Origin of the sequence: Poseidonocella sp. HB161398 (assembly GCF_005870025.1) — a bacterium.
GTDB lineage: Bacteria > Pseudomonadota > Alphaproteobacteria > Rhodobacterales > Rhodobacteraceae > Mangrovicoccus.
On record NZ_VATA01000002.1, the window covers coordinates 107,124 to 132,855 of the forward strand.

22 protein-coding genes and 2 pseudogenes are annotated in these 25,732 nt (G+C 67.8%); 14 read left to right on the forward strand and 10 right to left on the reverse strand.

Annotation, left to right across the window (positions count from 1 at the left end; translation table 11 throughout):
* Positions 1-31: 31 nt before the first annotated feature.
* From rpoN to FGX59_RS02015, 10 genes are all read left to right on the forward strand, one after another.
* Entirely contained in the window at positions 32-1,312 is a 1,281-nt protein-coding gene (gene rpoN / locus FGX59_RS01970) for an RNA polymerase factor sigma-54 (RefSeq protein ID WP_138464822.1), read from the forward strand.
* A gap of 312 nt (positions 1,313-1,624) precedes the next feature.
* Entirely contained in the window at positions 1,625-3,388 is a 1,764-nt protein-coding gene (gene nifA, locus FGX59_RS01975; protein ID WP_370295679.1) for a nif-specific transcriptional activator NifA, read from the forward strand.
* Positions 3,389-3,749: 361 nt separating this feature from the next.
* Complete coding sequence (gene nifB, locus FGX59_RS01980) at positions 3,750-5,237, forward strand: nitrogenase cofactor biosynthesis protein NifB (RefSeq protein WP_138464826.1); 1,488 nt, start codon at positions 3,750-3,752, stop codon at positions 5,235-5,237.
* A 26-nt stretch (positions 5,238-5,263) separates the two neighbouring features.
* Positions 5,264-5,458, forward strand: coding sequence for a 4Fe-4S binding protein (locus FGX59_RS01985; protein WP_138464828.1), 195 nt, complete (start codon positions 5,264-5,266; stop codon positions 5,456-5,458).
* A gap of 3 nt (positions 5,459-5,461) precedes the next feature.
* The gene (locus FGX59_RS01990) at positions 5,462-6,217 is read left to right on the forward strand and encodes a 4Fe4S-binding leucine-rich repeat protein (RefSeq protein ID WP_138464830.1); all 756 of its coding nucleotides are present in this window, start codon (positions 5,462-5,464) and stop codon (positions 6,215-6,217) included.
* Positions 6,204-6,485 (forward strand): nitrogen fixation protein NifZ, encoded by a 282-nt coding sequence (locus FGX59_RS01995; protein ID WP_138464832.1) that lies wholly within the window; start codon positions 6,204-6,206, stop codon positions 6,483-6,485. Before FGX59_RS01990 ends, FGX59_RS01995 begins: the two co-directional genes overlap by 14 nt.
* A complete protein-coding gene (nifT, locus tag FGX59_RS02000; protein WP_138464834.1) occupies positions 6,482-6,697 on the forward strand; it encodes a putative nitrogen fixation protein NifT in 216 nt (71 codons plus the stop codon). Before FGX59_RS01995 ends, nifT begins: the two co-directional genes overlap by 4 nt.
* Positions 6,698-6,700: 3 nt before the next feature.
* Positions 6,701-7,525, forward strand: a complete 825-nt coding sequence (locus FGX59_RS02005; protein ID WP_138464836.1) for an SIR2 family protein — start codon at positions 6,701-6,703, stop codon at positions 7,523-7,525.
* An 11-nt stretch (positions 7,526-7,536) separates the two neighbouring features.
* Complete coding sequence (locus FGX59_RS02010; protein WP_138464838.1) at positions 7,537-7,938, forward strand: hypothetical protein; 402 nt, start codon at positions 7,537-7,539, stop codon at positions 7,936-7,938.
* A gap of 118 nt (positions 7,939-8,056) precedes the next feature.
* Entirely contained in the window at positions 8,057-8,989 is a 933-nt protein-coding gene (locus FGX59_RS02015) for a DUF1796 family putative cysteine peptidase (RefSeq protein WP_138464840.1), read from the forward strand.
* Positions 8,990-9,011: 22 nt separating this feature from the next.
* Here the strand turns inward: FGX59_RS02015 and FGX59_RS02020 are convergent, their stop codons facing one another.
* The 5 genes from FGX59_RS02020 to FGX59_RS02040 form a co-directional block, all read right to left on the reverse strand.
* Positions 9,012-9,302 carry a DUF1330 domain-containing protein gene (locus FGX59_RS02020; RefSeq protein ID WP_138464842.1) on the reverse strand — a complete coding sequence of 97 codons (291 nt, stop codon included), beginning with the start codon at positions 9,300-9,302 and terminating at the stop codon, positions 9,012-9,014.
* Entirely contained in the window at positions 9,302-11,962 is a 2,661-nt protein-coding gene (gene alaS, locus FGX59_RS02025) for an alanine--tRNA ligase (RefSeq protein ID WP_138464843.1), read from the reverse strand. The genes FGX59_RS02020 and alaS overlap by 1 nt, the downstream gene beginning before the upstream one ends.
* Positions 11,963-12,103: 141 nt before the next feature.
* Complete coding sequence (recA, locus tag FGX59_RS02030) at positions 12,104-13,186, reverse strand: recombinase RecA (protein WP_138464845.1); 1,083 nt, start codon at positions 13,184-13,186, stop codon at positions 12,104-12,106.
* Positions 13,187-13,373: 187 nt separating this feature from the next.
* Entirely contained in the window at positions 13,374-14,861 is a 1,488-nt protein-coding gene (locus FGX59_RS02035) for a hypothetical protein (protein WP_138464847.1), read from the reverse strand.
* A 293-nt stretch (positions 14,862-15,154) separates the two neighbouring features.
* Complete coding sequence (locus FGX59_RS02040; protein ID WP_138464848.1) at positions 15,155-15,844, reverse strand: VPLPA-CTERM sorting domain-containing protein; 690 nt, start codon at positions 15,842-15,844, stop codon at positions 15,155-15,157.
* 521 nt (positions 15,845-16,365) lie between these two features.
* On the opposite strand from FGX59_RS02040, the gene FGX59_RS02045 reads away from it, so the two are divergent.
* Complete coding sequence (locus FGX59_RS02045; RefSeq protein WP_138464850.1) at positions 16,366-16,674, forward strand: hypothetical protein; 309 nt, start codon at positions 16,366-16,368, stop codon at positions 16,672-16,674.
* Between the two features lie 1,090 nt (positions 16,675-17,764).
* Positions 17,765-18,535: pseudogene (locus FGX59_RS02050) on the forward strand (transposase).
* Between the two features lie 62 nt (positions 18,536-18,597).
* Here FGX59_RS02050 and FGX59_RS39560 read toward each other — a convergent pair.
* Positions 18,598-19,041: an integrase core domain-containing protein gene (locus FGX59_RS39560; protein ID WP_138464852.1), complete on the reverse strand. Its 444-nt coding sequence runs from the start codon at positions 19,039-19,041 to the stop codon at positions 18,598-18,600.
* Here FGX59_RS39560 and FGX59_RS38570 point away from each other — a divergent pair.
* Both FGX59_RS38570 and FGX59_RS39250 read left to right on the forward strand, forming a co-directional pair.
* Positions 18,955-19,224: pseudogene (locus FGX59_RS38570) on the forward strand (transposase); the annotation flags it as partial. The gene FGX59_RS39560 and the pseudogene FGX59_RS38570 sit on opposite strands and share 87 nt — an antisense overlap.
* Positions 19,225-19,305: 81 nt before the next feature.
* Entirely contained in the window at positions 19,306-19,626 is a 321-nt protein-coding gene (locus FGX59_RS39250; RefSeq protein ID WP_255471529.1) for an IS3 family transposase, read from the forward strand.
* A 64-nt stretch (positions 19,627-19,690) separates the two neighbouring features.
* Here the strand turns inward: FGX59_RS39250 and FGX59_RS02065 are convergent, their stop codons facing one another.
* The 4 genes from FGX59_RS02065 to FGX59_RS02080 all read right to left on the reverse strand — a co-directional run bounded on the left by FGX59_RS02065 (position 19,691) and on the right by FGX59_RS02080 (position 25,070).
* The gene (locus FGX59_RS02065) at positions 19,691-20,119 is read right to left on the reverse strand and encodes a response regulator (RefSeq protein ID WP_138464856.1); all 429 of its coding nucleotides are present in this window, start codon (positions 20,117-20,119) and stop codon (positions 19,691-19,693) included.
* The gene (locus tag FGX59_RS02070) at positions 20,119-22,437 is read right to left on the reverse strand and encodes a PAS domain-containing sensor histidine kinase (protein WP_171060479.1); all 2,319 of its coding nucleotides are present in this window, start codon (positions 22,435-22,437) and stop codon (positions 20,119-20,121) included. The genes FGX59_RS02065 and FGX59_RS02070 overlap by 1 nt, the downstream gene beginning before the upstream one ends.
* A gap of 4 nt (positions 22,438-22,441) precedes the next feature.
* On the reverse strand, positions 22,442-23,281 hold the full coding sequence (locus tag FGX59_RS02075) for an alpha/beta fold hydrolase (RefSeq protein WP_138464860.1): 840 nt from the start codon (positions 23,279-23,281) through the stop codon (positions 22,442-22,444).
* Positions 23,282-24,044: 763 nt separating this feature from the next.
* Complete coding sequence (locus FGX59_RS02080) at positions 24,045-25,070, reverse strand: IS110 family transposase (protein ID WP_255471526.1); 1,026 nt, start codon at positions 25,068-25,070, stop codon at positions 24,045-24,047.
* Positions 25,071-25,732: the final 662 nt, after the last annotated feature.

Sequence of the window (25,732 nt, forward strand, 5' to 3'; positions counted from 1 at the left end):
GGCGGCCGGACCATGCTAGGATGATCCCGAGATGCAACTGACTCAAGGCCTCCTCCAACGCCAGACCCAGACGATGAGCGCGCAGATGCTGGCGTCGCTCTCCATTCTCGGCATGTCCAACCAGGACCTGGCCGAGCATCTGGCGAAGAGGGCCGAGAGCAATCCGGCGATCCAGTTCCGCCCGCCGCAGATCTATGCCGCAGGTGGCGAGGACTTCGACCAGGTCGCCGCGCTGGCCTCCGACAAGCCCTCGCTGATGGCCTTCGTCATGGAGCAGATCGACCTGGCCTTCGTCCCCGGCGCCGACCGGCAGATCGCGCTGAGCTTCGCCGAGGCGCTGGAGCCGACCGGCTGGCTGGGCCAGACCGTCGAGACGGTTGCAGATCGCAACCACGTCCCCGTCGCCCGGGCCGAGCGCGTGCTGGCCGAGCTGCAGGGGCTGGAACCGGTGGGCGTCTTCGCCCGCTCGCTCGGCGAATGCCTCAAGATCCAGGCCCAGGAAGCCGACATGCTGACCTGGGAACTCGAGGTGCTGCTCGACAATCTGGGCCTCCTGGCCGATGGCAAGCTGACGGAACTGGCCGATCTCTGCGATTGCGAGCCTTCCGACATTCCCGACATCGCCCGTGCGCTGCGCCGCTTCGATCCGAAGCCGGGCCTGGCCTATTCGCATGACCGCACGCCGATCTTCCCGCCCGACCTCACTGCGCGGCGCGGCCCCGAGGGCTGGACGGTGGCGCTGACCCGCTCCACCCTGCCCTCGATCACGGTTGTTCCCGACAACCTCCCCTCCGAGACCCGCGACCGCGAGGCCAAGGCCTTCCGCCGCCGCGCCCTGGCCGAAGCCCGCGCGCTGGCCGGCGCGCTGGAGCGCCGCGGCAAGACGCTCCTGCGCGCCGCGACCGTGCTGGTCGCCCGGCAGCAGGCCTTCCTCGACCATGGACGCGCCCATCTGGTGCCGCTGTCGCTGGAAGATGTCGCGACCGAGCTGGAGCTCCACCCCTCGACGATCAGCCGCGCCACCTCCGGCCGCATGATCGACACGCCGGCGGGCGCGCTGCCGCTGCGCGCCTTCCTCAGCCGCGCGGTTCCGACCGCCGACGGGCAGAACACCGCCTCGCAGGACTCCGCACTGGAATTCGTGCGCCGCGTCATCGCCGAGGAAGACCCGTCCGCACCGCTCTCGGACGAGGCGATCGTGCAGAAGAGCGACGCCGCCGGGCTGGCCATCGCCCGCCGCACCGTAGCGAAGTACCGCTCGATGCTGGGCATCGGCTCCTCCTTCCAGCGCCGCCGCAAGATCGCCGTCTAGCCCCCCGCACCGCCGCGACGTCGTTCCGCGCGCCCCGGCGCGCTGGAACCGTTTGCGCTACCCAAAGCGCTTTCCAATAAGATTTCGCTGGCTGGATCATCTGATTCCCCGCACGAATGCATCATATGCAATAACTGCCTCTTCCATTTGCAATCGATGCCACGCCGTCACCAAGCTGTCGTAAATTGCAGCATCCGGCTGCCGGTTTTCTGCCTTGCAGCGGAAATCCGGAGACAGGCCCCGCAGGGCTGGTACCTTCAGGGAAACTTGACCTCCACGCAGGTGGCGATCCCCCAAGCCAAGGAGCGGTCAGTGGCCCATATCGACGTAAAATCCCGCCAGGTTTCCGGCAGCCGCGCCCGCGGCGATCTGCCGGCGCTGACTCTGGATGCAGTCTACGAAATTGCCAAGATCATGACGAGTGCGGCGGATCCGATATCGGAAATGCCAAGCGTTCTCAACGTGCTGTCTTCCTTCATCGGCCTCGGCAACGGCGCGCTGGCGCTGCTGTCCGATCCGGTCGCCGGCCAGGCGGGCAAGCAGGTGAACCCCTATGTGATCGCGGCCACCATCCGCGGCCGCCGCGAGGAGCCGCCGGATTGCGGCGCCATCCCCGAAGCCGTAGCCCGCGGCGTCTTCCGCACCGGCGTGCCGATCGTCGCCTGGGATGTCGAGGACGAATTCGGCACCGAGGCCGTCCCGCCCCAGGCCCGCGGCAAGCGCCACACCATGGTTGCCGTGCCGGTGCGCGAGGCCAGCCGCTCGCCTCTGGTCATCGGCGTCCTGGCCGCCTATCGCGCGCATGACGACGAAATGGCCGGACTGACCGAGAATGACGTCAATGTCCTGACCATGGTCAGCTCGCTCCTCGAACAGGCGCTGCGCTTCCGCCGCATGGTGGCGCGCGACCGCGAGCGGGTGATGAACGACGCCGCCCGCGCGCTGAAAGCCGCGAAGGGGATGGAGACCTCCGGCGACAGCCTCCCCCCGATCCGGATCGACGGCATCATCGGCGAAAGCGACGAGATCGCCCAGGTCATCGCCCGGATCAGCCGCGTCGCCAAGACCAAGGCGGCCGTGCTGCTGCGCGGCGAAAGCGGCACCGGCAAGGAGCTTTTCGCCCGCGCCATCCATTCCCAGAGCGACCGCGCCAAGAAGCCGTTCATCTCGGTGAACTGTGCCGCGCTAAGCGAGAGCCTGCTGGAATCCGAGCTTTTCGGCCATGAGAAAGGCGCCTTCACCGGTGCCAGCGGCCAGAAGAAGGGCCGGTTCGAGCTGGCGGACAAGGGCACGCTCTTCCTCGACGAGATCGGCGAGATCAGCCCGGAATTCCAGGCCAAGCTCTTGCGCGTCCTGCAGGAAAGCGAGTTCGAGCGGGTCGGCGGCACGCAGACGATCAAGACCGATTTCCGCCTGATCGCCGCGACCAACCGCGATCTCGAAGAGGCGGTCGCCTCCGGCAAGTTCCGCGCGGATCTGTATTTCCGCATCTGTGTCGTGCCAATCGTCCTGCCGCCGCTGCGCGAGCGCCCGGGCGATATCAAGCCCCTGGCCGAGCTCTTCCTGAAGCAGTTCAACGAGCAGAACGGGACGGAAATCGCGTTCGCGCCCAATGCGATGGCGACGCTCTGTTCCTGCAAGTTCCCCGGCAACGTGCGCGAGCTGGAGAACTGCGTGAACCGCGCCGCGGCGCTGTCGATGGACGACATGATCCATGCGGACGAGATGGCCTGCAAGCAGGGCACCTGCCTGAGCGAAGAGCTGTGGCGGCTGCAATCGGGGGACTCCTCGCCGATCGGCGGGCTGGCCTCGGGCCAAATCATCACGCCGAGAGTCGTCTCCGGACCGCCGCCCTCGGCCGCCCCGGCCGCGCCGCAGGCAAGCCTGCCGCCGGGCTGCCCGGCGCAGCCCGCGGTGCAGCCGCGCAAGACCGCCAATACCGCCCGCGAAGAGCTGATCTCGGCCATGGAACAGGCCGGCTGGGTCCAGGCGAAAGCCGCGCGGATCCTTGGAATGACCCCGCGCCAGATTGCCTACGCGCTGAAGAAACACGGTATCGAAGTGCAGAAATTCTGAAGACGCGGTCCACGGGGGTCTCTCCACCCCGTGAAAGCGACGAGCGCCCCGGTGTCCCGCCCGGGGCGCTCTTTTTTTGCCCGGCCCCGCCCAGGCGCCGCGCCCCGGTTGCAACCTGCAACCGCCCCTGGCGAGCGGTGGTTGCAGAGTGGAACCGCCCCTGTTCCGCCCCCTTCGGCGAAAGGCGCAGCCCAAATCCGACATTTTCCCTCGGACGGCCGCCGGCCTGTCACAATGTCGTCGGTTTGTCCCCTATGCGACACCGCGAAAACGTCTGAAATCGACGTGTTTCCAAGTGATTACGCCTTGGCACGCTTCCTGCTGGACAAGCCTCAGGTTCAAATAGAGAGGATGCGCGAAGATGAATGCCAATGTGATCTCGCTCGACGGGCTGAAGGTTGCCAGCCGGGACGATCTGACCAAAGCCATCGAATCCAAGGGATGCGAAAGCTCGTCCTGCGGGTCTTCCGACGCCCCCGAGGACATGGATCCCTCCACCTGGCAGAAGGTGAAGGACCATCCCTGCTATTCCGAAGAGGCGCATCACTATTTTGCCCGGATGCATGTCGCCGTGGCGCCTGCCTGCAACATCCAGTGCAACTACTGCAACCGCAAGTACGACTGCGCCAACGAGAGCCGCCCCGGCGTCGTTTCCGAACGGCTGACCCCGGACCAGGCCGCGCGCAAGGTGATCGCGGTCGCCAACGAAATCCCCCAGCTTTCCGTCCTCGGCATCGCCGGACCGGGCGACAGCGCCTATGACTGGCGCAAGACGAAGGAGACCTTCAAGCAGGTCCAGGCGCAGCTGCCCGACATCAAGCTGTGCCTCTCGACCAACGGTCTCGCCCTGCCCGACCATGTCGACGAGCTGCTCGACATGAACATCGACCATGTCACGCTGACCATCAACATGATCGACCCCGAGATCGGCACGAAGATCTATCCCTGGATCTTCTGGGAGAAGAAGCGCCGCACCGGGCTCGAGGCCGCGCAGATCCTGCACGAGCGGCAGATGCAGTCGCTCGACATGCTGCACGAGCGCGGCATCCTGGTGAAGGTCAACTCGGTGATGATCCCCGGGATCAATGACGAGCACCTCCTGGAGGTCAACCGCGAGGTCAAGAAGCGCGGCGCCTTCCTGCACAACATCATGCCGCTGATCTCGGCGCCCGAGCACGGCACGGTTTTCGGCCTGGAAGGCCAGCGCGGCCCGACCGCGGCCGAGCTGAAGAAGCTGCAGGATGCCTGCGCCGGCGGCGCCAACCTGATGAAGCACTGCCGCCAGTGCCGCGCCGATGCGGTGGGCCTTCTGGGCGAGGACCGCGGCCAGGAATTCACCATGGATCTGGTCCCCGAAGAGGTCACCTACGATCCCTCCAAGCGCGAGGCCTATCGCGACTGGGTGGCCGAGGAGCGCGGCGAGCGCCGGGCGGCCGCGGAAACCGCCAAAGCCGAGACGCAGGCTGCGGTGAACCCCGATGCCGAGGCGATGCTGATCGCCGTGGCGACCAAGGGCGGCGGCCGCATCAACCAGCATTTCGGCCATGCGACCGAGTTCCAGATCTTCGAGGTGGACAATGATGGCGTGCGCTTCGTCACCCACCGCCGCTGCGACAACTACTGCGTCGGCGGCTATGGCGAGGAGGACAAGCTGGAGCTGGTGATCAAGACGCTCGAGGGCATCAGCACCATCCTCTGCGCCAAGATCGGCGACTGCCCGCGCGAGGATCTGGAGAAGGCCGGGATCGAGGCGATCCAGGACTATGCCTACGAGTACATCGAGACCGCCGTCTCGGCCGTCTACCGCGCCAGGAACGGCCTGCCGGCCGAAGAAGCCGAGATCGCCTGACCCAGAGCCCGCGAAAGGAGCAAGCCATGGCACTGAAAATCGTCGTCGAAAACTGCACTGTCTGCGGCGCCTGCGAGTTCGAATGCCCGAACGCCGCGATCCGCTTCGAGAGCGACACCTACATCATCGACCCGTCGCTCTGCACCGAATGCGAAGGCCATGCCGACAACCCGCAATGCGCCGAGGTCTGCCCGGTGCCCGAGACCTGCGTGGCGGCCTGAGCGATGACCGACGGACCTCCCCCTGTCGACTGGCAGGGGGATCCCCTCGACTGCGGCGCCTGCCGCTTCAAGCGCAAGCTCGGCCAGGGCAAATGCGGCCCTGGCTGGGCCTGCGTCCACGACCGCTATGCCAAGCGGATCGAGCGGTTCTTCCTGCTCAATCCCGACCTGGCCGACGAGTGTCTCGGGATGCCCTATTTCGAGACCCGGATGAATGCCGCGCGGCTGGCCTCGGTCTTCCGGCTGACCCGGCTGCTGAGCGATCCCGATCCGGGGGTGCGCGCCATGGCGGTGCTGCGCCTGCCGGTCACCCATGCCCAGCGGCGGATGAAGGACGAGGACCGCCGCGTGCGGATCGCCGTCGCCCACCGCCTGCCGGTGGAGGAGCTGCTGCCGATGCTCGGCGACCCGGACAGCTATGTCCGCTCCATCGCCATGCGGCGGGCGGAACCGGGGATGCTGCCGGTGGCGATCCATGACGCCGATCCCGAGATCCGGCGGATCGTGGCCCGGCGCATCGGCCTGGACTGGCTCGACCGGTTCCGCAGCGATCCCGACCCGCTGGTGCGCCGCGAGGCGGCCGGACGGCGGCCGGGCCCCTTCGTGGAGGATGACGACCTCCGCGTGCGCCATGCCGTCGCCGAGCGCGGCGGCCTGGAAGAGGCAACGCGCCTTCTCGACGACCCCGAGGAGGTGATCCGCGAAACCGCAGCCGCACGGCTGCACCAATTGAAGGAGGGAGCCAATGTCGACGGATGACCGCGAGATCGAGGTCTATCGGGACCCGAAATACATGCCCGGGGACAAGGTTGTCTCCAAGAAGAACGTCAAGAATGACGGCACGATGTTCGGCAAGGAAATCAACGAGACCGTCGTGAAGAAGGGCGATGTCGGCTATGTGCGCGACATCGGCGTCTTCCTGCAGCAGTTCTACATCTACGCCGTCGACTTCATGGAGCGTGGATCAATCGTCGGCATGCGCGAACGGGAGCTCGTGCCGTTTACCATCGAGGAGCCTGCCGAATGAAAGTCATGGTGAGGAACACGCCCAAGGGGCTGGAGGTCTACGTTCCCAAGAAGGACCTGGAGGAGCTGGTCGTCGAGACCGAGACCCCGGACATCTGGGGCGGCTGGGTCAAGCTGGCCAATGGCTGGAAGCTGCAGATGCCGGCCTATGACGAGCCGCCCTCCCTGCCCGCGACGATCGAGGCGAAGAAGCTCGCCGAAGTGGAGGACTGAGCGATGAGCGAGATGGAGATCCTGCGCAAGGCCCTGGCCGAGGTCGAGGCCGGAACCCGCATCCCCTATCTGGGCGCCGGCGTGTCGGCGATGTCGAATGGCGACGCCCCGCGCTCGCCCGAGGCGCTCTGCGCGGTGATCGAGGCCCAGGTCCGCGTGCCCAAGCGCGCCCAGGGCAACCTGTGGTCCGCCGCCCAGTATGTCGAGAGCCGCAAGTTCCGCGCGACCCTCGCCGATATCGTCACCCGCGCCTTCGAGGGCGACGAAGGCGGCAACCCGGTCCATGCCTGGCTTGCCCGCATCCGCCCGCCGATGGTGGTCGACACCTGGTACGATGACGGCCTGCTGAAGGCCTATGAGGGCGACAGCTGGGGCTGGGCCCAGGGCTGGTCGCGCAACGGCGAATGGATCGAGATCTGGAACAAGGCCTTCGCCCCGGACGGCACCGAGCTCGAGGCGCCGAACCCGGCCTGGGCCTCGCTGATCTACAAGCCGCACGGCATGGCGCGGAAGGGCTCCAGCTTCCTTCTGTCGGACAGCGACTATGTCGAGGTGCTGACCGAGATCGACATCCAGACGCCGATCCCCGAAGAGGTCCGCGCGCGCCGCACTGGCCGCGGCTTCCTCTTCCTCGGATGCCGTTTCGATGACCAGATGCTCAGGATCTTCGCACGCCAGATCGTCAAGCGCTCGGGCGGAAATCACGTCGCTGTGATCGACGGTGATCTTTCGCGGATGGAAGAGAAATTCCTTGATGAATTAGGTATCCTCAGGGTGAATCTTCCGGCCTCGGCCGTGCTGGAGGCTCTGGCCTCCGAACCGGCCTGACCGGCGCCCGGATGACCGGGACGACGTCCGCCCCCGATGCTCCCGAGGGGGGCGTTGACGTTCAGGGCTGGGCAGAGCGTAGTCCTCTCTGCCCGGCCCATGTCGACTGCGCCATCGCGGTTGCGCTGAAGGTGCTCGACGGGAAATGCAAGATGCCGCCGCACGAGGCCGCCATCATGATGGCGCTCTATGACGCGGTGCGGCATCTGCCGGCCGCCAAGCTCGGCCGCGACAGCCACGAGATGATCGCGCGCGCCCGTGCCGAAACGGTGGAGCATGTCCGCATGGATGTCTACGAGGCGCGCGTCCTGGCGGAAACGCGGATCTCGCGCCCGGTGATGAAGCAGTTCAAGGCGATGCTGCGCGCCGAGGGCGTGCTGCCGAAGAAACGGCCGGCCGCGGCCGCGGAGTGAGCCCTCCCGCCCGCCATCGGCGGATTTCCGGCAGGGCCCGCGCTACGGCGATATACGCCGCGCCGCCAGTCCCCTAGCATGCGGAAAAGCAATTGCGACGCGCGGGGGAAGCCACAGCATGACAGCCGGAACGCGGCCCGAATTCACCGAAGCGGCGATGCAGCAGCTGCACGACCTGGTCGCCGATCACGACTGGCCGCAGGTCGCGGCGCGGACGGCGGCCTTCCTCGGGGATCCCGCCTGCATCTCCGGCGCCTCCGTGGCCTTCCTGTCCTGGCTGACGGAATATGCCGAGCAGTCCGTGCTCGATCCCGCGGTGACCGCCCCCGCGGCGGACCGCCTGCGCGGGGCCGCGAAGCGCCGCCAGATCTTCCGCGAACGCCACCGCGCCCGCCTCAGCCGCCGCAGCTATGTCAGCCTCGGCTGCGAATGCCAGCCCTGGGTGATCCTGAACCGCTGGGGCTTCCGCGACACGATGCGCGACATGAACCCGTTCAGCCTGGGCGTGCATCGCATGCCCGGACTGCTCGGCATCCTCGAGAGCCGCTTCGACGGCTATGCCGGGCCCGGCGCCATCGGCACCCGCCCGCATGCCGCAAGCCGGCAGCCGATGCTGGTCGATCCGGTGCGCGGCATCACCTGGAACCACCATCGCGGCCCGGCCTGGACGGACGACGACTTCGCCCGGTTCCGCGCCCATCAGGCCGCGCTGGTCCCCGCCTTCTACGAGGCCAGCCGCCGTCCCGGCGCGATCCATGTGATGAGCCGCTGGGCGAAGTTCCATCCCGAAGGCAGCCGCGCCGAGATCGACCGGCTGCTCGCGGCGATCTCGGAGGCCGGCGCCGCAGAGCCCCGCCTGGTGATCCTGGATTTCGGCGACAGCCCGCTGGCACCCGGCATCACGCGCCTCGCGGAGGGGGTCCACGCCATCTCGCGGCCCTACCCGACGGCGGACTATGTCTGGAGCAATATCCATGCCTACCGGACGCCCGAGGGCATGGACTGGGAGCTGGGGCTGATGCGCGACCTGATCGCGGTCGCGGAGGGCTAGAGGCCCCCCGCCACTCGTCCGGTCAGGCGTCGGCGATCTCGACGAAGACCATGTCCCGCTCGGAGGCGTCCTTCGCGAAGGACAGCGCCTCCTGGTATTCTGGGCTGTTGTAGCAGGCCTCGGCCGCCTCGATGCTGTCGAAGCGGACGACGACATTGCGCGGGCGCTCGTTGCCCTCGATCCACTTGTAGCGGGTGCCGCGTGCCAGGAAGGTGCCGCCATGCTTGGCAATGGCAGGCCCGGCAAGCTTCGCGTACTTGCCGTAGTCCTCTTCGTTGCTGACACTTACATGGGTGATCCAGAGCGCAGGCATCACAGTCCCTCCAACACGCGTTCCACGGCGGCCAGCGCCTCGGGCGCCCGGGTGGCATCCGCCCCCCCGGCCTGGGCCATGTCGGGTCGGCCGCCGCCGCCCTTGCCGCCCAGCTCGGCCGCCGCCGCCTTGACCAGGTCGACTGCCGAGATGCGGCCGGTCAGGTCGCCGGTGACGCCCGCGGCCACGGCCGCCTTGCCGTCGGCATCGGCGATCAGCACGATCACGCCCGAGCCCAGCCGTTCCTTGTGCGCGTCGATCAACGGACGCAGATCCTTGCCGGAGACGCCCGAAAGGCTCTGGCCGAGGAAGGTCACGCCCTTGATGTCCTTGGTTTCAGGCCCCGATCCCGAGCCGCCGCCCATCGCGAGGTCGCGGCGCAGCTGCGCCACCTCGTTCTGCAGCGCGCGGCGCTCGTCGAGCAGCGCCTGCAGCCGCGAGGGCACGTCATCGGCCTGCGCCTTCAGCACGCCCGCCGCCTCGGACAGCGTCGCCGCCTGCCCGGCCAGGTAGTCGAAGGCGGCCTGCCCGGTCAGCGCCTCGATCCGGCGGATGCCGGCCGAGGAGGCGCTGTCGCCCAGCGTCACGAACATGCCGATCTCGCCCAGCCGCTTGACATGGGTGCCGCCACAGAGCTCCAGCGAGTAGACATCGCCGGTCACGCCCTTGCCGGAGCCCTTCTGCGTGCCCATCGACACGACCCGGACCTCGTCGCCGTATTTCTCGCCGAACAGCGCCTGGGCGCCCAGCTCGCGCGCCTCGTCGGGCGTCATGATGCGGGTATCGACTTGGCTGTTCTGGCGGATCATCGCGTTGACGTCGGCATTGATGCGGGCCAGCTCCTCGGACGTCACCGCCTTGGAATGGCTGAAATCGAAGCGCAGGCGATCCTCGGCATTGAGCGAGCCGCGCTGCGCCACATGGGTGCCCAGCACCTCGCGCAGCGCCTCGTTCAGCAGGTGCGTCGCCGAGTGGTTGGCGCGGATCGCGGCGCGGCGGCCGTGATCGACGATCAGCTCGGCGCCCTGCCCGGCGGAAATCGTGCCTTCGGTCACTTCGGCGAAGTGGATGAAAACGCCCGCAGATTTCTTGGTATCCGTGATCGTCGCCGCCCCGGTTGCAGTCCGCAACCGCCCGGAGTCGCCCACCTGGCCGCCGCTTTCGGCATAGAACGGGGTCTGGTTGACCACGATCTGCACCGTCTCGCCGACCGCAGCCTCCGTCGCCGCGGCGCCGTCCTTGACGATCGCCAGCAGCTGGCCTTCGGAGAACTCGGCGTCATAGCCGAGGAACTCGGTCACGCCGTGCTTCTCGGCCAGGTCGAACCAGATCGCGGCATCGGCGGTCTCGCCCGAGCCCGCCCAGGCGGCGCGCGCCTTGGCCTTCTGCTCGGCCATGGCGCTGTCGAAGCCGGTCGTGTCGACCGTGTGGCCCTTCTCGCGCAGCGCGTCCTGGGTCAGGTCGAGCGGGAAGCCGTAGGTGTCGTAGAGCTTGAACGCGGTCTCGCCCGGCAGCTCCGCGCCCTCGGGCAGGTCGACAAGTGCGTCGTCGAGCAGCTTCAGGCCGCGGTCGAGCGTCTGGCGGAAGCGGTTCTCTTCCAGCTGCAGGGTCTCCTCGATCAGCGACTGCGCCTGGCCGAGTTCCGGATAGGCCTGGCCCATCTGCGCGACCAGCGCCGGGACCAGCCGGTGCATCAGCGGATCCTTGGCGCCCAGCAGATGCGCATGGCGCATCGCGCGGCGCATGATCCGGCGCAGCACGTAGCCGCGGCCGTCATTCGAGGGCGACACGCCGTCGGCGATCAGGAAGGAGGTCGAGCGCAGGTGGTCGGCGATGACCCGGTGATGCACCTTGCCCGGACCGTCGGGATCGCAGGAGGTCGCATTCGCCGAGGCCTCGATCAGCGAGCGCATCAGGTCGGTGTCGTAGTTGTCGTGCTTGCCCTGCAGCAGCGCGCCGATCCGCTCCAGCCCCATGCCGGTGTCGATCGAGGGCTTCGGCAGGTCCTCGCGGCGGCCGTCCTCGAACTGCTCGTACTGCATGAAGACGAGGTTCCAGATCTCGATGAACCGGTCGCCATCCTCTTCCGGGCTGCCCGGAGGGCCGCCCCAGACATGGTCGCCATGGTCGTAGAAGATCTCGGTGCAGGGACCGCAGGGACCGGTCGGGCCGGCCGACCAGAAGTTGTCGTCGGTGGCGATGCGGATGATGCGGTCGTCGGGCAGCCCCGCGACTTTCTTCCAGATCTGCACCGCCTCTTCGTCGGTGTGGTAGACGGTGACCAGGAGGCGCGACTTGTCGATGCCGAAATCCTTGGTCAGCAGCTCCCAGGCGAAGGGGATCGCGTCTTCCTTGAAATAGTCGCCGAAGGAAAAATTCCCCAGCATTTCGAAGAAGGTATGGTGGCGCGCGGTATAGCCGACATTGTCGAGGTCGTTATGCTTGCCGCCTGCGCGGACGCATTTCTGCGCGGTGGTGGCGCGGGAGTAGTCGCGGTGCTCGACGCCGGTGAAGACGTTCTTGAACTGGACCATGCCCGCCGCGGTGAACATCAGCGTCGGATCGTTGCGCGGGACCAGCGGCGAGCTGTCCACCACCGCGTGGCCATTGCGTCCGAAATAGTCGAGGAAGGTCGTGCGGATATCGTTCAGGCTTGCCATGGCTCAGCGTCTCTTGCCGGTTCGGTTCCCGCCTCTCTATCGCCCAAGCGGCGGGGTGTCCACATCGCAGGCGCGCATGAAAAAACCCCGCCGCGAGGACGGGGTTCCGCAGGGGCCCGGGGGCCCGGTCCGGGGGGAGGATCAGCCCTCCATCACCTCGTCGTCGCTGCTGGTATCGGTCTCTTCGCCCATGTGGAAGTCGAGCCCGTGGGCCGCGCGGATCTGGTCCTCGATTTCCATCGCGATCTTCTGGTTCTGGCGCAGGTAGGTCTTGGCGTTCTCGCGCCCCTGGCCGATCCGCTCGTCGCCATAGGAGTACCAGGAACCGGATTTCGACACGACCCCGGCCTTGACCCCCAGATCGAGCAGCTCGCCCATCTTGGAGATGCCCTCGCCGTAGATGATGTCGAATTCCACCTGCTTGAAGGGCGGCGCCACCTTGTTCTTGACGATCTTGACCTTGGTCTGGTTGCCCACCACCTCGTCGCGGTCCTTGACCGAGCCGATGCGGCGGATGTCGAGCCGGACCGAGGAGTAGAATTTCAGCGCGTTGCCGCCCGTCGTGGTCTCGGGCGAGCCGAACATGACGCCGATCTTCATCCGGATCTGGTTGATGAAGATCACCATGCAGTTCGAGCGGCTGATCGAGGCGGTCAGCTTGCGCATCGCCTGGCTCATCAGCCGGGCCTGGGCACCGACCTGGGCATCGCCCATGTCGCCCTCGAGCTCGGATTTCGGCGTCAGCGCGGCGACGGAGTCGACCACGACCATGCTGACCGCGCCGGAGCGGATCAGGGTATCGGTGATCTCCAGCGCCTGTTCGCCAGTATCCGGCTGGCTGATCAGCAGCTCGTCGAGATTGACGCCGAGCTTGCGGGCATATTGCGGGTCGAGTGCATGTTCGGCATCGACGAAGGCGCAGATCCCGCCCTTTTTCTGCTCTTCCGCCACGCAATGCAGCGTCAGCGTGGTCTTGCCCGAGCTTTCCGGGCCGAAGATCTCGATCACCCGGCCCTTGGGCAGGCCGCCGATGCCGAGCGCGATGTCGAGTCCCAGCGAACCGGTCGAGGTCGCCTCGATGTCCTGAACCGCGCCTTCCTGGCCGAGCTTCATGATCGAGCCCTTGCCGAACTGCCGTTCGATTTGCGCCAGAGCCGAGTCCAGCGCCTTCTGCTTGTCCATAGTGCGAGTTCCGCCCAGATCGAGGAGGTTTGCCGAAGCCATTACGCCTGTCCTTATCTCATGCCCGCTTGAGGGCGGCAATGCCAGTTATGTTCTGCTCTTGTTCTCACTATGGGGAACAGAGCGGAACATTTCAACTCAAATTCGTCCGGAAACTATCGGCACGAGTCGGTTAAGGCATGCTTAAGCTGGCCAGGCTGCGGAGGCGGGACCGGGTCTGCCGGTCCCGTCAGGTGATTTTCATCAGGAAGGAGCGCAGCGGCAGGCCGCGGTCGCCGCTGAAGTTGTTGAAGCTCATGTCATGCAGGATCTGCCCGCGGCGCGCCTCGACGCAGCAGCCATAGGGGCCGCCCAAGAAACATCCGCTCATGTCGTGCTTCGAGCGGACCAGGAGATCCCGGCCGAGGAAGCGCGCCGCCGCCAGATCGAGCGGCTGCTGCGAGGGATCGCTGCCCGGCGCGAGCATGTAGATGCCATAGGGCCGCCGGTCCTGCAGAAGCACCTGCGGCGGCGGGCAGATCTGCGCCCTGCCCCAGTCGATCGTCAGGATGGCCGACGTCCGGTCGGGCTGCAGCGTCGCGGCAGTGACCCGCGGCCCGAGCGCGTTCTGCGCGCCGTAGTCGAGATTGAGCAGATGCGCCGCCATCCGTCCGCCTGCGATCGCGTAGCCGCCGTACTGGTAGTGGATGTCCAGCCAGTCGCGCTGCAGGTCGTACATCTCGATGCCCTGATGCGCCTTCTCCCGCGCGGCGATCGCCTGCAGATAGGCCGCCCGCGCGGCATTCGTCCCCCGCTCGGCCGCCAGGTAGTCATAGCCGCCGATCATGTTGACGATGAAGACCATCCCCGGATGGCGTGCCCAGATATGGTCCCAGACCGCCAGGACCGTCTGCGTCATCTGCGCCGGCGACATCCGCCGGTTCTGCAGCGCATTGGCATCGCTCTCGCCCTGGGTCCAGAAGCAGCGCAGCGGCAGGTCCTGGCCATCGGCAAGGCCCGCATCGAGCGCGTCGTAGAAGGCCAACAGCGACGGGCCCGGCGCTGCAGCTTCGGCATCCCACCAGTAGCCCTCCGAGTCGCCGCGCACCGAGCGCCTGTCGATCGCCGTCCCGCCCGTGGCGCCGTTGACGAAGCTGACCGAGAGATTGCGCGCGCCTTCCAGGCCCCGCGCCAGTGCTGCCGAGAAGCCGCCCCAGCCGCCGCGATCCTCCATCAGCGACATGTTCGACTGGCCGCCGCAGACGAAGCGGACGTCGTGCTGCAACCTGGGCGCCGGTCCGTAGGACAGCGCGGCCGGGGTGACCTCCTGCAGGATCACCTCATCGCCGATGCGCATCACCCGCAGCGCCGCCTTGCGCCCCGCCGTCGCCATCTGGCCGTCGGTCCCCAGGAAGGTCCGGCCGCGCCCGGCCACCAGCCGCGCGCCGGGGCTTGCCAGCACCATGCTGTCGCTGCCGTCGAGAAGATGGCTCAGATCGGCCGTCGCCGCCGCGCCAAGCTGCAGTGCCGCGCCGCGAGCCGCCGGAGCCCACTGGAAGGGCCGCCGCCCCTCCACCCGGAGCGGCCGCGCCATGAATTCGTTGGTCGGCAGCCCCAGCCCCATGGGCGCACGCGCCGCCGCCGCCGCACCGACATCGCCCTGAACCAGCGTGCGCCAGAAATCCTGTTTCTCCTCGGCGGACATCTCCGCCACCTGCTGGCCTGTCGGCGTGCTCATCGGACCGCCTGCCGCGACACTGGGTTCATTTCCGGCACTCCTCTTCGGGCCCTGTTCCTCGCTAGGACGCAGCCCGGCCCGGATCAACCATAGGTTGCCTTCGGCATGGCCGAAATGCGCGCTTTCGGGACTGCCGGATAGTAACACGATGATTTAGCGGGCGAAGTGCACGCTGTGACGCAGCATGAGGTGCCGACGCAATTTGCCCGGCGCGGGCCCGGCCCGTCCGATTCTCTCCGTCCCGGGCGAAAGGGGGCGGCAGGCGCGGTCTCCCTGCCCGCCGCCCCTGGTTGTCAGCCGCGCCGCAGATGGCGCGCCAGTCCGAGCCCGGCCACCCCGCCGACAAGCAGCAGGCCGCTTGCGGGCAAGGGCACGGCCGGCACCACTTCGGTGCCGACCACCTCGATCTCGGCGATCGCGAAGAGGTCCGAGTCGATCCCGGCCGTCTCGAAGCCGGAGAGCGTGATCGTGTCCGCCACGGCATCCTCCAGGTCGGTCCCCGTGGCGCTGATCACCGAGACAGCGAGGCCCGCGGCGGTGATGCTCGTGCTGGCGACCGCCGCGACCGAGGCCGAGCCCGAAGCCGACGATGCCGTGGCCTCGACCGCGGACAGGGTGGTGGTGACGTTCGCGTCATCCTCCGCGTAGTAGATGATGATCTCCTTCAGCCGGTAGACAGCATCGAGCGAGAGCACGATGGAGGCATCATCCGCGCTCGAGAACACATTGGCCGTCGACAGGTCGAGCGACGTCCCGCCGTTATTCAGCGCGCCGGAGCCCGACAGGTAGTCGGCGATCTCCAGCGTTTCGGAATAGCTCGAGTCCGAGAAGCCCGAAGGCTGGGGCTGGCCGGAGAATTCGGTCCGGCCTCCCGGCTCGAATTTGAAGATTCCGCTGTAGATGCTGTAGCTGTCGATAACCGACGCAGAGGCAGCAAGCGGCGCCGCAATCACGGCCGCCGCCAGGATGGATCTTGGAAGCATTCGTCCCCCGAAGCTTTCTGATCGTTGCTCCCCAAGCCCGGTCACGCTCGCCGCCGCCCCGCCCGGCCGTCAAGCTGAACATCTTAATGAAAGGCGGCAGACTCCGATCCGCCCAAATGGCAGGCAAGCCGCTGGGCATATTCCGGGCGTTGTCCGGAAAACAGGCAGCTGGCTGCCGCGTCCGGACACGTCCCCTGCAGCACGGCGGCGCGAGCAGCGGCCATGGATCAACCGGGCCGAAGCCGTTCCCCAATGCCATGCAACTGCCTGCATGGCATCGTCGTCCACGCCGCGGCACCTGTTCCGCCCGGCGCGGGCTACCGGGATCCGCGGCTGCGCCTTTTGCGGGACGCAGCGACGCCGGCAGGCGCCGAAGACGGCAGCGATCACCAAGGCGTGCACCCCCGGGACCCCGCGCATTCGCCCCCCGGGCTCGACTCTTGCCGCGAAGATGTGCTCACATATGGTGAAGGTGTGCTCACATACCGCTATGGGAGTCGGTTGAGCGGGGTGAATTTGCGTTGACGTTCCTGGTCTACGTGACCGTGATGGTTCTGATCCTGGGCCTCGCCGGCATGCTGGCGGCGGCGATCGGCGCCATGGCCTGGCTTCTCGGAGCCCTCGCCGCACTGGCCTTCACCGGCTGGCTTGCGACGCTTGTCGGCCTGTCGCCCTATGTCGTGCTCGTGGCCCTCTTCTTCTTCGCCCCGGCCTGGTTCCTGGCGGCCGTCGCGATCTCGCGCACCATCGAGAACCGCAAGCGGCCGCGCGAGGAGCACAAGTCCTTCGGCGAATTCATGCGCACGGCGCTCGACGACGTCTCGCGGTAATCCGCCCTCCGGCAAGCCGGACCATGGACCGTCGCCGGGGGCTGCATCGGCCTTCGCCCGGAACAATCCCGTCCCCGAAAGCCGGACCGGAGCGACAGGATGCGGTCGCGGATCTACGGACGCGGTTCCAAGCTTCGGCGCCCGGGCAGGACTGGCCCGGGACGGCGAACCGGAAGCGCCTTCATTGGAGTTCAACGCGGCGGCACCGCTCGGCGCCTTCCGCAGCCAGCGCGCGACGTCCGTTCTGGCCAGGAGTCGACCGGCGAACGCCGTCGGTCCGGGCCAGCCGTTCAACGCCATCCTTCCCGGAACGATCCGCGGCTGGTGCGGACCGCGATCGGGAACATGGCATCGGTCTTCGGCGGCCAGGCGGCGGGAAGCCGAGCCAGTCACATCGGCCGCCGCGATCGAAAGCGGGCCCGCCTGCGCCACGGGCCCGAGCGCAACGGGCGAAGGCATGCCAGGATCGGCCGGCCGTCGATCCCGCGCGGCTGTCTGCCGGACGCCTCCAGTCTCCCCCCGGGACAGGAGGCGGAAACCGGCGAGAACGGCGCCTCACGGTCCCAGCCTCCGGCGGCAGTGCGGCCAGCTGTCCGAGGCCATTCCACCCTGGCTTGCCAGCCGCGCGATGGAAGCGCCAGGAACCTGGCCGTCACGGAACTCATCGACCGGCAGTTCCCGCAGACGCCCTGGCATGGCTTGCCACCTGCCGCGCGACGGACCCGGATCCCGGCTTCATTGCATCCGTGGGCTGACGAGACCTATGCGTCATCTGCGAAAAGCCCGTGGTCTTCCTGTGAAACGGGCTCCTCCCTGAGCTGGGCCTTCGCGCCAGATGGAGGGCGGGAACAAGGGGCAAGGAAAGTCCAAGCCCGAGGAGATCCTGATCGCGTCCCGAAGCGCGGTGCAGCTGGCATTTGCCACCGGGTTTCCCGGCAGTGCCAGGGAGCTGGCGCCAAGCGGAACCGGGGGACGCCCCAACTGGCCAGACTGGTGATAGCGCTCCGCGCGCCCGACGCCATCGGGCAGAGAGCCGCCCCGGACGGCTTTGCGAGGTTGCCGGCCACGCGGCATGGCGTAGCCTCGCATGATGCTGAACATCGAAGGCCTGCCCCGGATCAAGGGCTCCCGCTTTCCGCGTGGCGTCATCGGTCATGCCGTTTGGGCGCATCGCCGCTTCGCCTGAGCCTGGGCGACATGGAGGAGTGAGGGCATGAACGCCGTGGGTCCGGGAGAATGCCCGAACGGCCGAGCGCGGCGTCACGGTCTCCCGCGAAACGATCCGCGGCCGGGACGACCGCTTCGCCCATCAATTTGCCGCAAGCATCCGGCGGGGATGTCCGGCTCCTGCGGACAAACGGCATCTCGACGAGGCCGTCATCCGGATCAACGGCAAGTCCCATTGGCTGTGGCGCGCGGTGGGCGGGACCGGCATTCGCGAACATGCTTGAACACATGGCGCATTCCTCGATCCCCTCGTCCAGCCGCGGCGCGGAAAAGCCGCCGCAAAGCGCTTCTTCCGCGCGCGTCTCCGGCGCTGGGGCATGCCGCGCGTTCTGGCGGCCGACAAGCTCGCCTCCTGCGCGACCGCGAAAGCCGAAATCGCGCCGGGCGTCGAACACCGCCAGCACAGGGGACTGAACAACCGCTCCGACGCCAGCCACCGCCACACGAGCCGCCGCGGGAAGATCATGGGCCGGTCCATGTCGCCCGGCCAGGCCCGGCGTTCCTGCCCGTTCATGATCAGGCAGCCGCCTTGTCCGGGCCAAAGCGCCACGGTCTCTCCGCCAAGTCCGACCGCCACCCGCGGACAGATTCTTTCGATCTTTGGAACGGATGCACCGCCAAGCTCACCGCCTGAAAAGCGGCCCGAGCAGCCGTGGTTGGGAAGTGGACGGCAACCTGCCTCAGTCCGCGGACCCCTTACCCTGACCCTCCCCCTTCATCCGGGCCGTTTTGTACTGCAATCCTCCGGTTGGGGTTGAGCGGCAGCGGCGGGACCGCATGAGTCTCGGAAGCCGCCGGGGCGGTTTTCATCTGCGACCGTGGCGGTGACAGGTATCCCGGCGCGGAATGCGGGCGCCCGGAATTGCAGTCGTCGCGCCCCCGGCCCACTTTCTCGCTGGCATGCAGGAACGGCCGGAACCAGCGAAGGTTGAGGCACTCGTCGCTAAGCGAGCCATTCAGCCGCCACTGGTTCGAGCCTAATGGCGAACGCCGCTGGTGCTCTCGGCAAAGGCGTTCCGGACCAGCTTGCCCGGCTCGATCAAGTGCAGCTGTCCCTGCATGGTGGTCAGCGACAACGGAACAGGGCTGACCTCCAATGCCCTCCTTCACGCGCAGGACGGCCGCAAGGTCGAATGGCATTGCATCGCCCCGGGCAACCCCATGCAGAGCGGCTTTGTCGAGAGCTTCAACTGCCGCCTGCGCGACGAAAGCCTCAACGAGCACCTGTTTGCCAGCCTGCGCCACGCAAGGGAGCTGATCTTGGCCTGGCGCGCTGACTACGACAATCATCCCCCGCACGCGAGCCTCGTGAGAGTATCGCCAACGGTTAGTAGAGGACCGAAGCCCAAGCATTGCGAACTAGAGAATGCCGACTCTATTCCGAGCAGGGCAGACGCGATGCGCATGTCGCTCCAGAACCAGCGGCCGGCACCGGGGCTGAGCGGCCACCCGGGCAGAGGAGGTCAATTTGCGTCCGGTGCCGTCCATTGCCTCGAGTTCACGCTGGTCCGCGCCAGCGGATCGAACGGTCCCATGGAGAGGTTCTTCGGCTCGCTGAAGAACGCGCTCGTCCACCGCACGAGGTTCCGCGCACGCCAAGAGCCAACGGCCGAGCTGTTCGATTGCATCGCCATGTTCCGCAACAGGCAGCGCCGCCACTCGAGCATCGGATACAGGACGCCCGCGCAGGCAAGGATCGACATGGCCGCCGCGATGGCCGCATAGGGATTACCACCCCAGTCCGGGACCCTGGGGCAAGGTCATCCCTGCAGGACCAGGGCGAACATGATCAGCCGGCGCCGCGCTCTTCGGCGAGGCTGTCGAGGACGTGGTGCTCGTGTTCGAGGATCTCCAGCAGCTCCATGCGGCGGACCGGCTTGAAGAGGCTGCGGCCGGTCGCAATGCTGCCTGCCTCGGCGATCATGCGGGCCGTCAGGGGACCGGTCTCGGCGCCGCCGGTGACGAAGCGCAGACGGAACAGCGCCGCATTCTCGAGCCGGGCCAGCTGACCCGCCGCCTGGATGCCGTCGAGACCCGGCATGTCGATATCGACCAGCAGAAGCGCGGGACAGTCGAGCCCGGCCGCCGAGTCCAGCAGCGCGCCGCCATCCGCGCAGGACGTCACCGTCCAGCCCGCGCCCTCGGCCGCGCGGCCGATATAGGCGGCGAATTCGTGATTGTCGTCGGCGATCAGCAGCCGGGGACGCGCCTTGTCCATCACCGCCCCCCCTGCCTGCGCGAGGCCAGCGCCCGCTCCAGCGCAGCGATCAGGTCGCCGCGGCGCACCGGTTTCGTCAGCCGGATGTCGTCAGGCTCCAGGCCGTTGCCATGGACCGCCGCCTCGGCGGCATAGCCCGACATGAAGACGACCGGCAGCTCCGGCCGCAGGCGGCGCAGCGCGCGCGCCAGCCCCGGGCCCTGCAGCTTGCCGGGCATCACGATATCGGTCAGCAGCAGGTCGCAGCCCGGATCCTCGGCGAAGATATCCGCCGCCATGTCGCCGCTCGCCGCCGTGATCACCTGGTAGCCCGCAGCCTCGAGCGTGCGCACCAGGAGCGTGCGCAGGGCGGATTCGTCCTCGGCCAGCAGCACCCTGCGGCCGCCGCCCCGCACCGCCTCGCGCGGCAGCGGCGCCGGGACCGCGCCGCTGCCCGGCCGGGCCGGGAAATAGAGCTTGAAGGTCGTGCCCTTGCCCGGCTCGGAATACACCCGGATCGTGCCGCCGCTCTGCTTCATGAAGCCCTCGACCATCGACAGGCCGAGCCCGGAGCCACGGCCGACGGGCTTCGTCGTGTAGAAGGGCACGAAGATATGCGGCAGCACCTCGGGCGCAATGCCCAGGCCGGTATCGGAGACCGACAGCATCACGTAGCGGCCGGACGGCACCTCGTCGAAGCGCTCGGTCACGTAGTCGTCGTCGATCCGCACATTGGCGGTCTCGATCGTCAGGCTCCCGCCATCGGGCATCGCGTCCCGGGCATTGACCAGGAGGTTGAGCAGCGCGCTTGCGGTGCTGTCGACATCGACTTCCACCGGCCAGAGCCCCTCGAGAAGCGAGGTCTCGATCGCCAGATGCGCCGGCAGCGTCCGCCCGGTCCAGTCGCGGGTGTCGCGCACGATCTGGTTCAGGTCGCAGATCGCCGGCGCCAGGGGGGCCTTGCGGGCAAAGGCCAGGAGGCTGCGCGTCAGCCCCGCGCCGCGCTCGGTCGCCGCCAGCGCGGCATCGATCAGCGCAACCTCGTCATCGGCACCGTCCCCGGCGCGCAGAAGCTCGAGATTGCCGAGGATCACCGCGAGGATGTTGTTGAAATCATGCGCCATCCCGCCGGTCAGCTGGCCCAGGCTTTCGGATTTCTGTACATGGCGGATCAGCGCGGACTGGCGTTCGAGCTGGGCCTCGGCCTCGACCTCGGCGGTGATGTCGAGGATGATGCAATCCGCGCGCACCCACCCGCCGCCCGCGCCGGTCACGCTGCCGCACAGCGACAGCCAGCGCTCCGTGCCGGCGGGGTCGGTGATGCGGAACCGGTCCGCCAGCGGCAGGCCGCGCTCCAGCGCGGCGGTGATCGTCGCCGAGAGCCCGGCCGGGGTGCCCTCCGGGCCGGGACGGTCCAGCAGGGCGATGTCGCGGGACAGCTCCTCGGGCGGCAGGCCCCAGAATTCCCGGCAGCGCGACGAGACATAGGCGATCCGCGCCGGGCCGCGCGCGGGCTTCTCGACGGTCAGGAGCACGCCGGGCAGGTTCTCCGCCATGCCCGAGAGCCGGGTCACGGCCTGGTCGCGCGCGGCTTCGGCCTCGCGCTGGGGGGTGATGTCCTGGAATAGCCCGTCGACGCGGATGATCCGTCCCTGGTGCCAGACCGGCCGCGCATGCGAGCGGACGTTGCGCAGGCGGCCGTCGGCGGTGACGATGCGCGCCTCGACCTCGACCGTCGCGCCCTGGTCGACAACCGCCGCGAAGCGCGCCGCCGCCCGCTCCCGGTCGGCGGGATCGGCATAGTATCCCAGCGCCGTCTCCAGGTCGGGCTCGTTTCCGACCGGCAGGCCGTGGAGGCGGAAGACCGCGTCGGACCAGTGCAGCTTCATGTCGGGCAAGGTGACTGCCCAGGCGCCGATATCCGCCAGCGTCTCGATCTGCGCCAGCCAGGATTCCTTCTGCCGCGACTGGGCCACGCGTTCGGTCAGCCGCGCCTCCCGGCGGAGCCGCTCCACCGCGGGCATCAGCACGAAGGCCGCCCCGCCGCCCTCGGGATCCGATCTGGCCGAGAGCAGGACGGATTCCGGCGCGTCCGGCAGCATGTTGATGGCGCTGGCCGCGATCTCGCCATTCAGGCGCAGCATCGGCAGCAGATGGGTCTGGAAATAGAGCCGTCCGCCGGGGGTGAACCTGTCCTGCAGCCGCATCTGCCCCACGACCTCGCTCCGGCTCCGGCCGAGCCAGGCCAGGAATGCGGCATTCGCCTCCTGGATCACCCCGTCCGATGCAACGGACACGAGGCCGCAGGTCGTCAGGCTGGCCGGATCGAGTACTCCCATCGCGTCACCCGCCCGCGGCGTTGGCCGCCTGGCCGCCAAGCCGTTCATCCAGCGCGCGGCGCAGCGCGGCAACCACCTCGGCGGGATGGGTGATATGCGGACAGTGGCCGGTGGCCTCGAGCGTCTCCATCGAGCAGTGCGGAATGGCCTCGTGGACGAATTCGATGGCCGGCACCGGCGCGATCGGATCCTCGCTGCAGGCAAGCACATGCACCGGCAGCCGCAGCGCCGGAAGGAGCTTGCGCGTGTCGCTCATGAAGGTCACCCGGGCGAAGGCGCTGGCGATCTCGGCATCATTCAGGCAGAGCGTGCGCGCGAATTCCTCGGCGACCTCCGGTCCGTTCGCGGGACCGGTGGCGATCGGCGCGAAGGTGGCGGCGAAGCCCGCGAAATTGCGGTCGAGCAGGTCGAGGAACTCCTCGACCTCGCGCATCTCGAAGCCGCCGTGATAGCCGTCCGACGTGTTGAGATAGCAGGCCGACGGGCCGATCATCACCAGCGACGAGAAGATGCCGGGCCGCTTCAGCGCGGCGATGGCGCCGATCATCGCGCTGACCGAATGGCCGACGAATTCCGCTCCCTGCAGATCCATGTCCTCGAAAAGCGCAATCACGTCATCGGCATAGCCGTCAAGGCTGGCATGGCGCCGCCGGTCGTAGAGCCCGGGATCGGCCCCGCCCGCCCCGGCGAAATCGAAGGTGACGACGGTGTACTCGGCGGCCAGGTCCGGGGCGACATCCTTCCAGACCGTCTGGTCGCAGCCGAAGCCATGGGCCAGCACGATCGTCCGCCCGCCCTGCCCCGACACCCGGGCGCAATGCTGCTCGCGCGGTTGCAGTTTCATCGCGCTCACCTCCGGATCAGAAGGTCGAAGCGATGGCTTGCGGAAGTTGTCTGCACGGAAATGCTCCCTGATCGCGTGATGGGCCGGGTTCAATCGGACAAGGGAGGCCGCTTCCGGGCCTCCCGGCACGGGAACTGATCGAATGCTAAAGTGAATGGGTTTCGGCATAAAGCACAAAACATAGTCATCTTTGCGAAGGTCCGAAGCGGCTGTTGATCCGCAAATCGCCGATATCCGGATGCAAGCAAGAACGCCTGTTCGGCAAAGATGCGGCCCGGAAGAACGAATATCCTGCGCCGCCGCGGCTCGCCGTTCCGCTGCGCTGCCCGCATGGGCAGCGTTTGCCGGGCGCCGTCCGGACGCCGACTCGGATCGTGAACATGGCAAGTTGAACCACCGGGACGACTGTACGGCACGCGGATCGTCCAGCGGGAAGGAGCCCCCTCTGTGAGGGGTGTTGTCACCGCCCTTCAATCTGAAACCAGGCAACGAGGCGGGTGGACCAGGATGACGTGCATGGACCAACTCGTCCTTGCAAGGATTTTCATGCGATCATGACGATGCCGGTGCTTGCAGTCGTGCATCCGGCCCGTTTGTGCGACATTGCCGCCGCTGGCCTCGATGGTGTCCGCGGTTCGGCTGCCAGACAAGTGGACGAGCTCACGCAGGCTCGCATCATTCCAAGGGCATTTTCCGGACCCCGGCTGCCCTCGCATGTTTCCCTCGCAAGTCGGCGCCGCCGTGCGAGCGGCGCTGGTCTCTGTCAGGCGGCGGCCATGAATATTGCCGGAGGCCTGCAGGCCTCTTCACGCCGGATCTTGGCCCAGAGCGCCCGCGCCGTCTTGTGCGCAACGGCCACCGAGGCGACATTGACCGGGCGCCTCCCGATCGGGGCCTGCAGCCAGGGCCGCGGTTTCACGCCGCGCCTGAAACTGGCGCCGGCCATCGCCCTCGCGCCGTGGATCGGCAGCGTTCGCAGATAGCGGTCCCCGCCCTTGCCGATCCGCCCGATATGTTCCCGGCATCCGCTCGCGGAAATGCGGGGCGCGAGACCGGGCGTCACGCCGGAGGCGCGCCTACGGCCCGACGCCGCGAAATGGCCGACCGAGGCAAATTGCGATGCATCCCAGACTGCCGCGATCAGCGCCGCCGCCGTTAGCGGCCCGACCCCGGGCGCGGTGGCAAGACGCTGGCTTGCCTCGCTTGCCTCGCGCCGGGCGAGGATGTCGCGGTCGACAGCGTCGAGCTTCTTCGTCAGATCATCGAGATGTTCGAACAGGAGATCGAGGGCCGTCAAGGCTTCGCGCGGCAGCACGCCGCCCTTCGCAGCCTCCATCTCCCGGCGCAGTGTCGCGACACGCGAGATGCCTTGCGCGGCAACGATTCCGAACTCGCCGAGCAGCCCCCGTGCCGAATTCACGCTGCCCGTCCGCTGCCTCACGAGCAGCGCGCGCACGCGGCGCAGGGTCAACAGTCCCTGGCTTTCCTTCGACTTGACCGGGACGAAGCGCGTTCCGCGCCTTTGAACGATCCCCCGGATCGTTCCATCCGCAGGCGCTGACCGGCTTGAACTCGGACGCGCGACGGCCTCGCAGATTGCCTCCGCATCTGCGGCATCGGTCTTGCTTCGCTTCACATACGGCTTTGCGTACCGGGGCGGGATCAGGCGAACCTCATGGCCAAGAGCCATCAGCTCCCGCGCCCGGTGGCGAACTTGAACCGGCCTCCATGCCAACGAGGCAGGCTGGCAAGGTTCCAAGGAAAGCGAGGAGTCCGCCGCGTCGGACACGACGCTTCAGACCGGAACCGGCTGTCGGTTGAGGAAGGGATCTCGCGGGCAACGCCTGCCAAGTGGCGCACTGGGGCGCTGGCGAAGGGCAAGCTGCTGCCCGAAGCCGACCCGCGTGCCGAAGGCTGGACGTCGCGGGACAAGCTCGCGGCGGTCATTGAAGCCGCGGCGCTGAACGCGGCCGAGCTCGGCGATTTCTGCCGCCGCTGCAGGATCTTTCCCGAGCAGATCTCGATCTGGCGGGAGGCCTGCGAGCAGGCGAATGACCGGGACCGGACGGCCTCGGCGCGGATCGCGAAACAGGCGAAAGACCACCGGACGCGCATCCAGCCGCTCGGGCGGAAGCAGCCACGCTCTTGCTCCCGAGAAAAAGGCGGCGATGATCTGAGGCTTAGCAGACCGAGAGAACGAAAGACCTCTGGTCCCGATCGCCGCAAGAGTACCGGGCCGTCGGCGAGGCGCTGGCCGCGCGGCCGCCCGTGCGAAGCTCGGGCTGCATCCGCGCGCGTTGGGCCGATGGCGCGACCCGGAGGGTTGCATCCGGCTGGACCAGCGCCGCCGGCAAGCTAGGCGACGCAGAGCGCGCCCGTATCGTCGCCACCTGCGCCCTGCCGGAATTCGTCGGCCTCGTGCCAAGCCGGATCGTTCCCAGGCTGGACGAC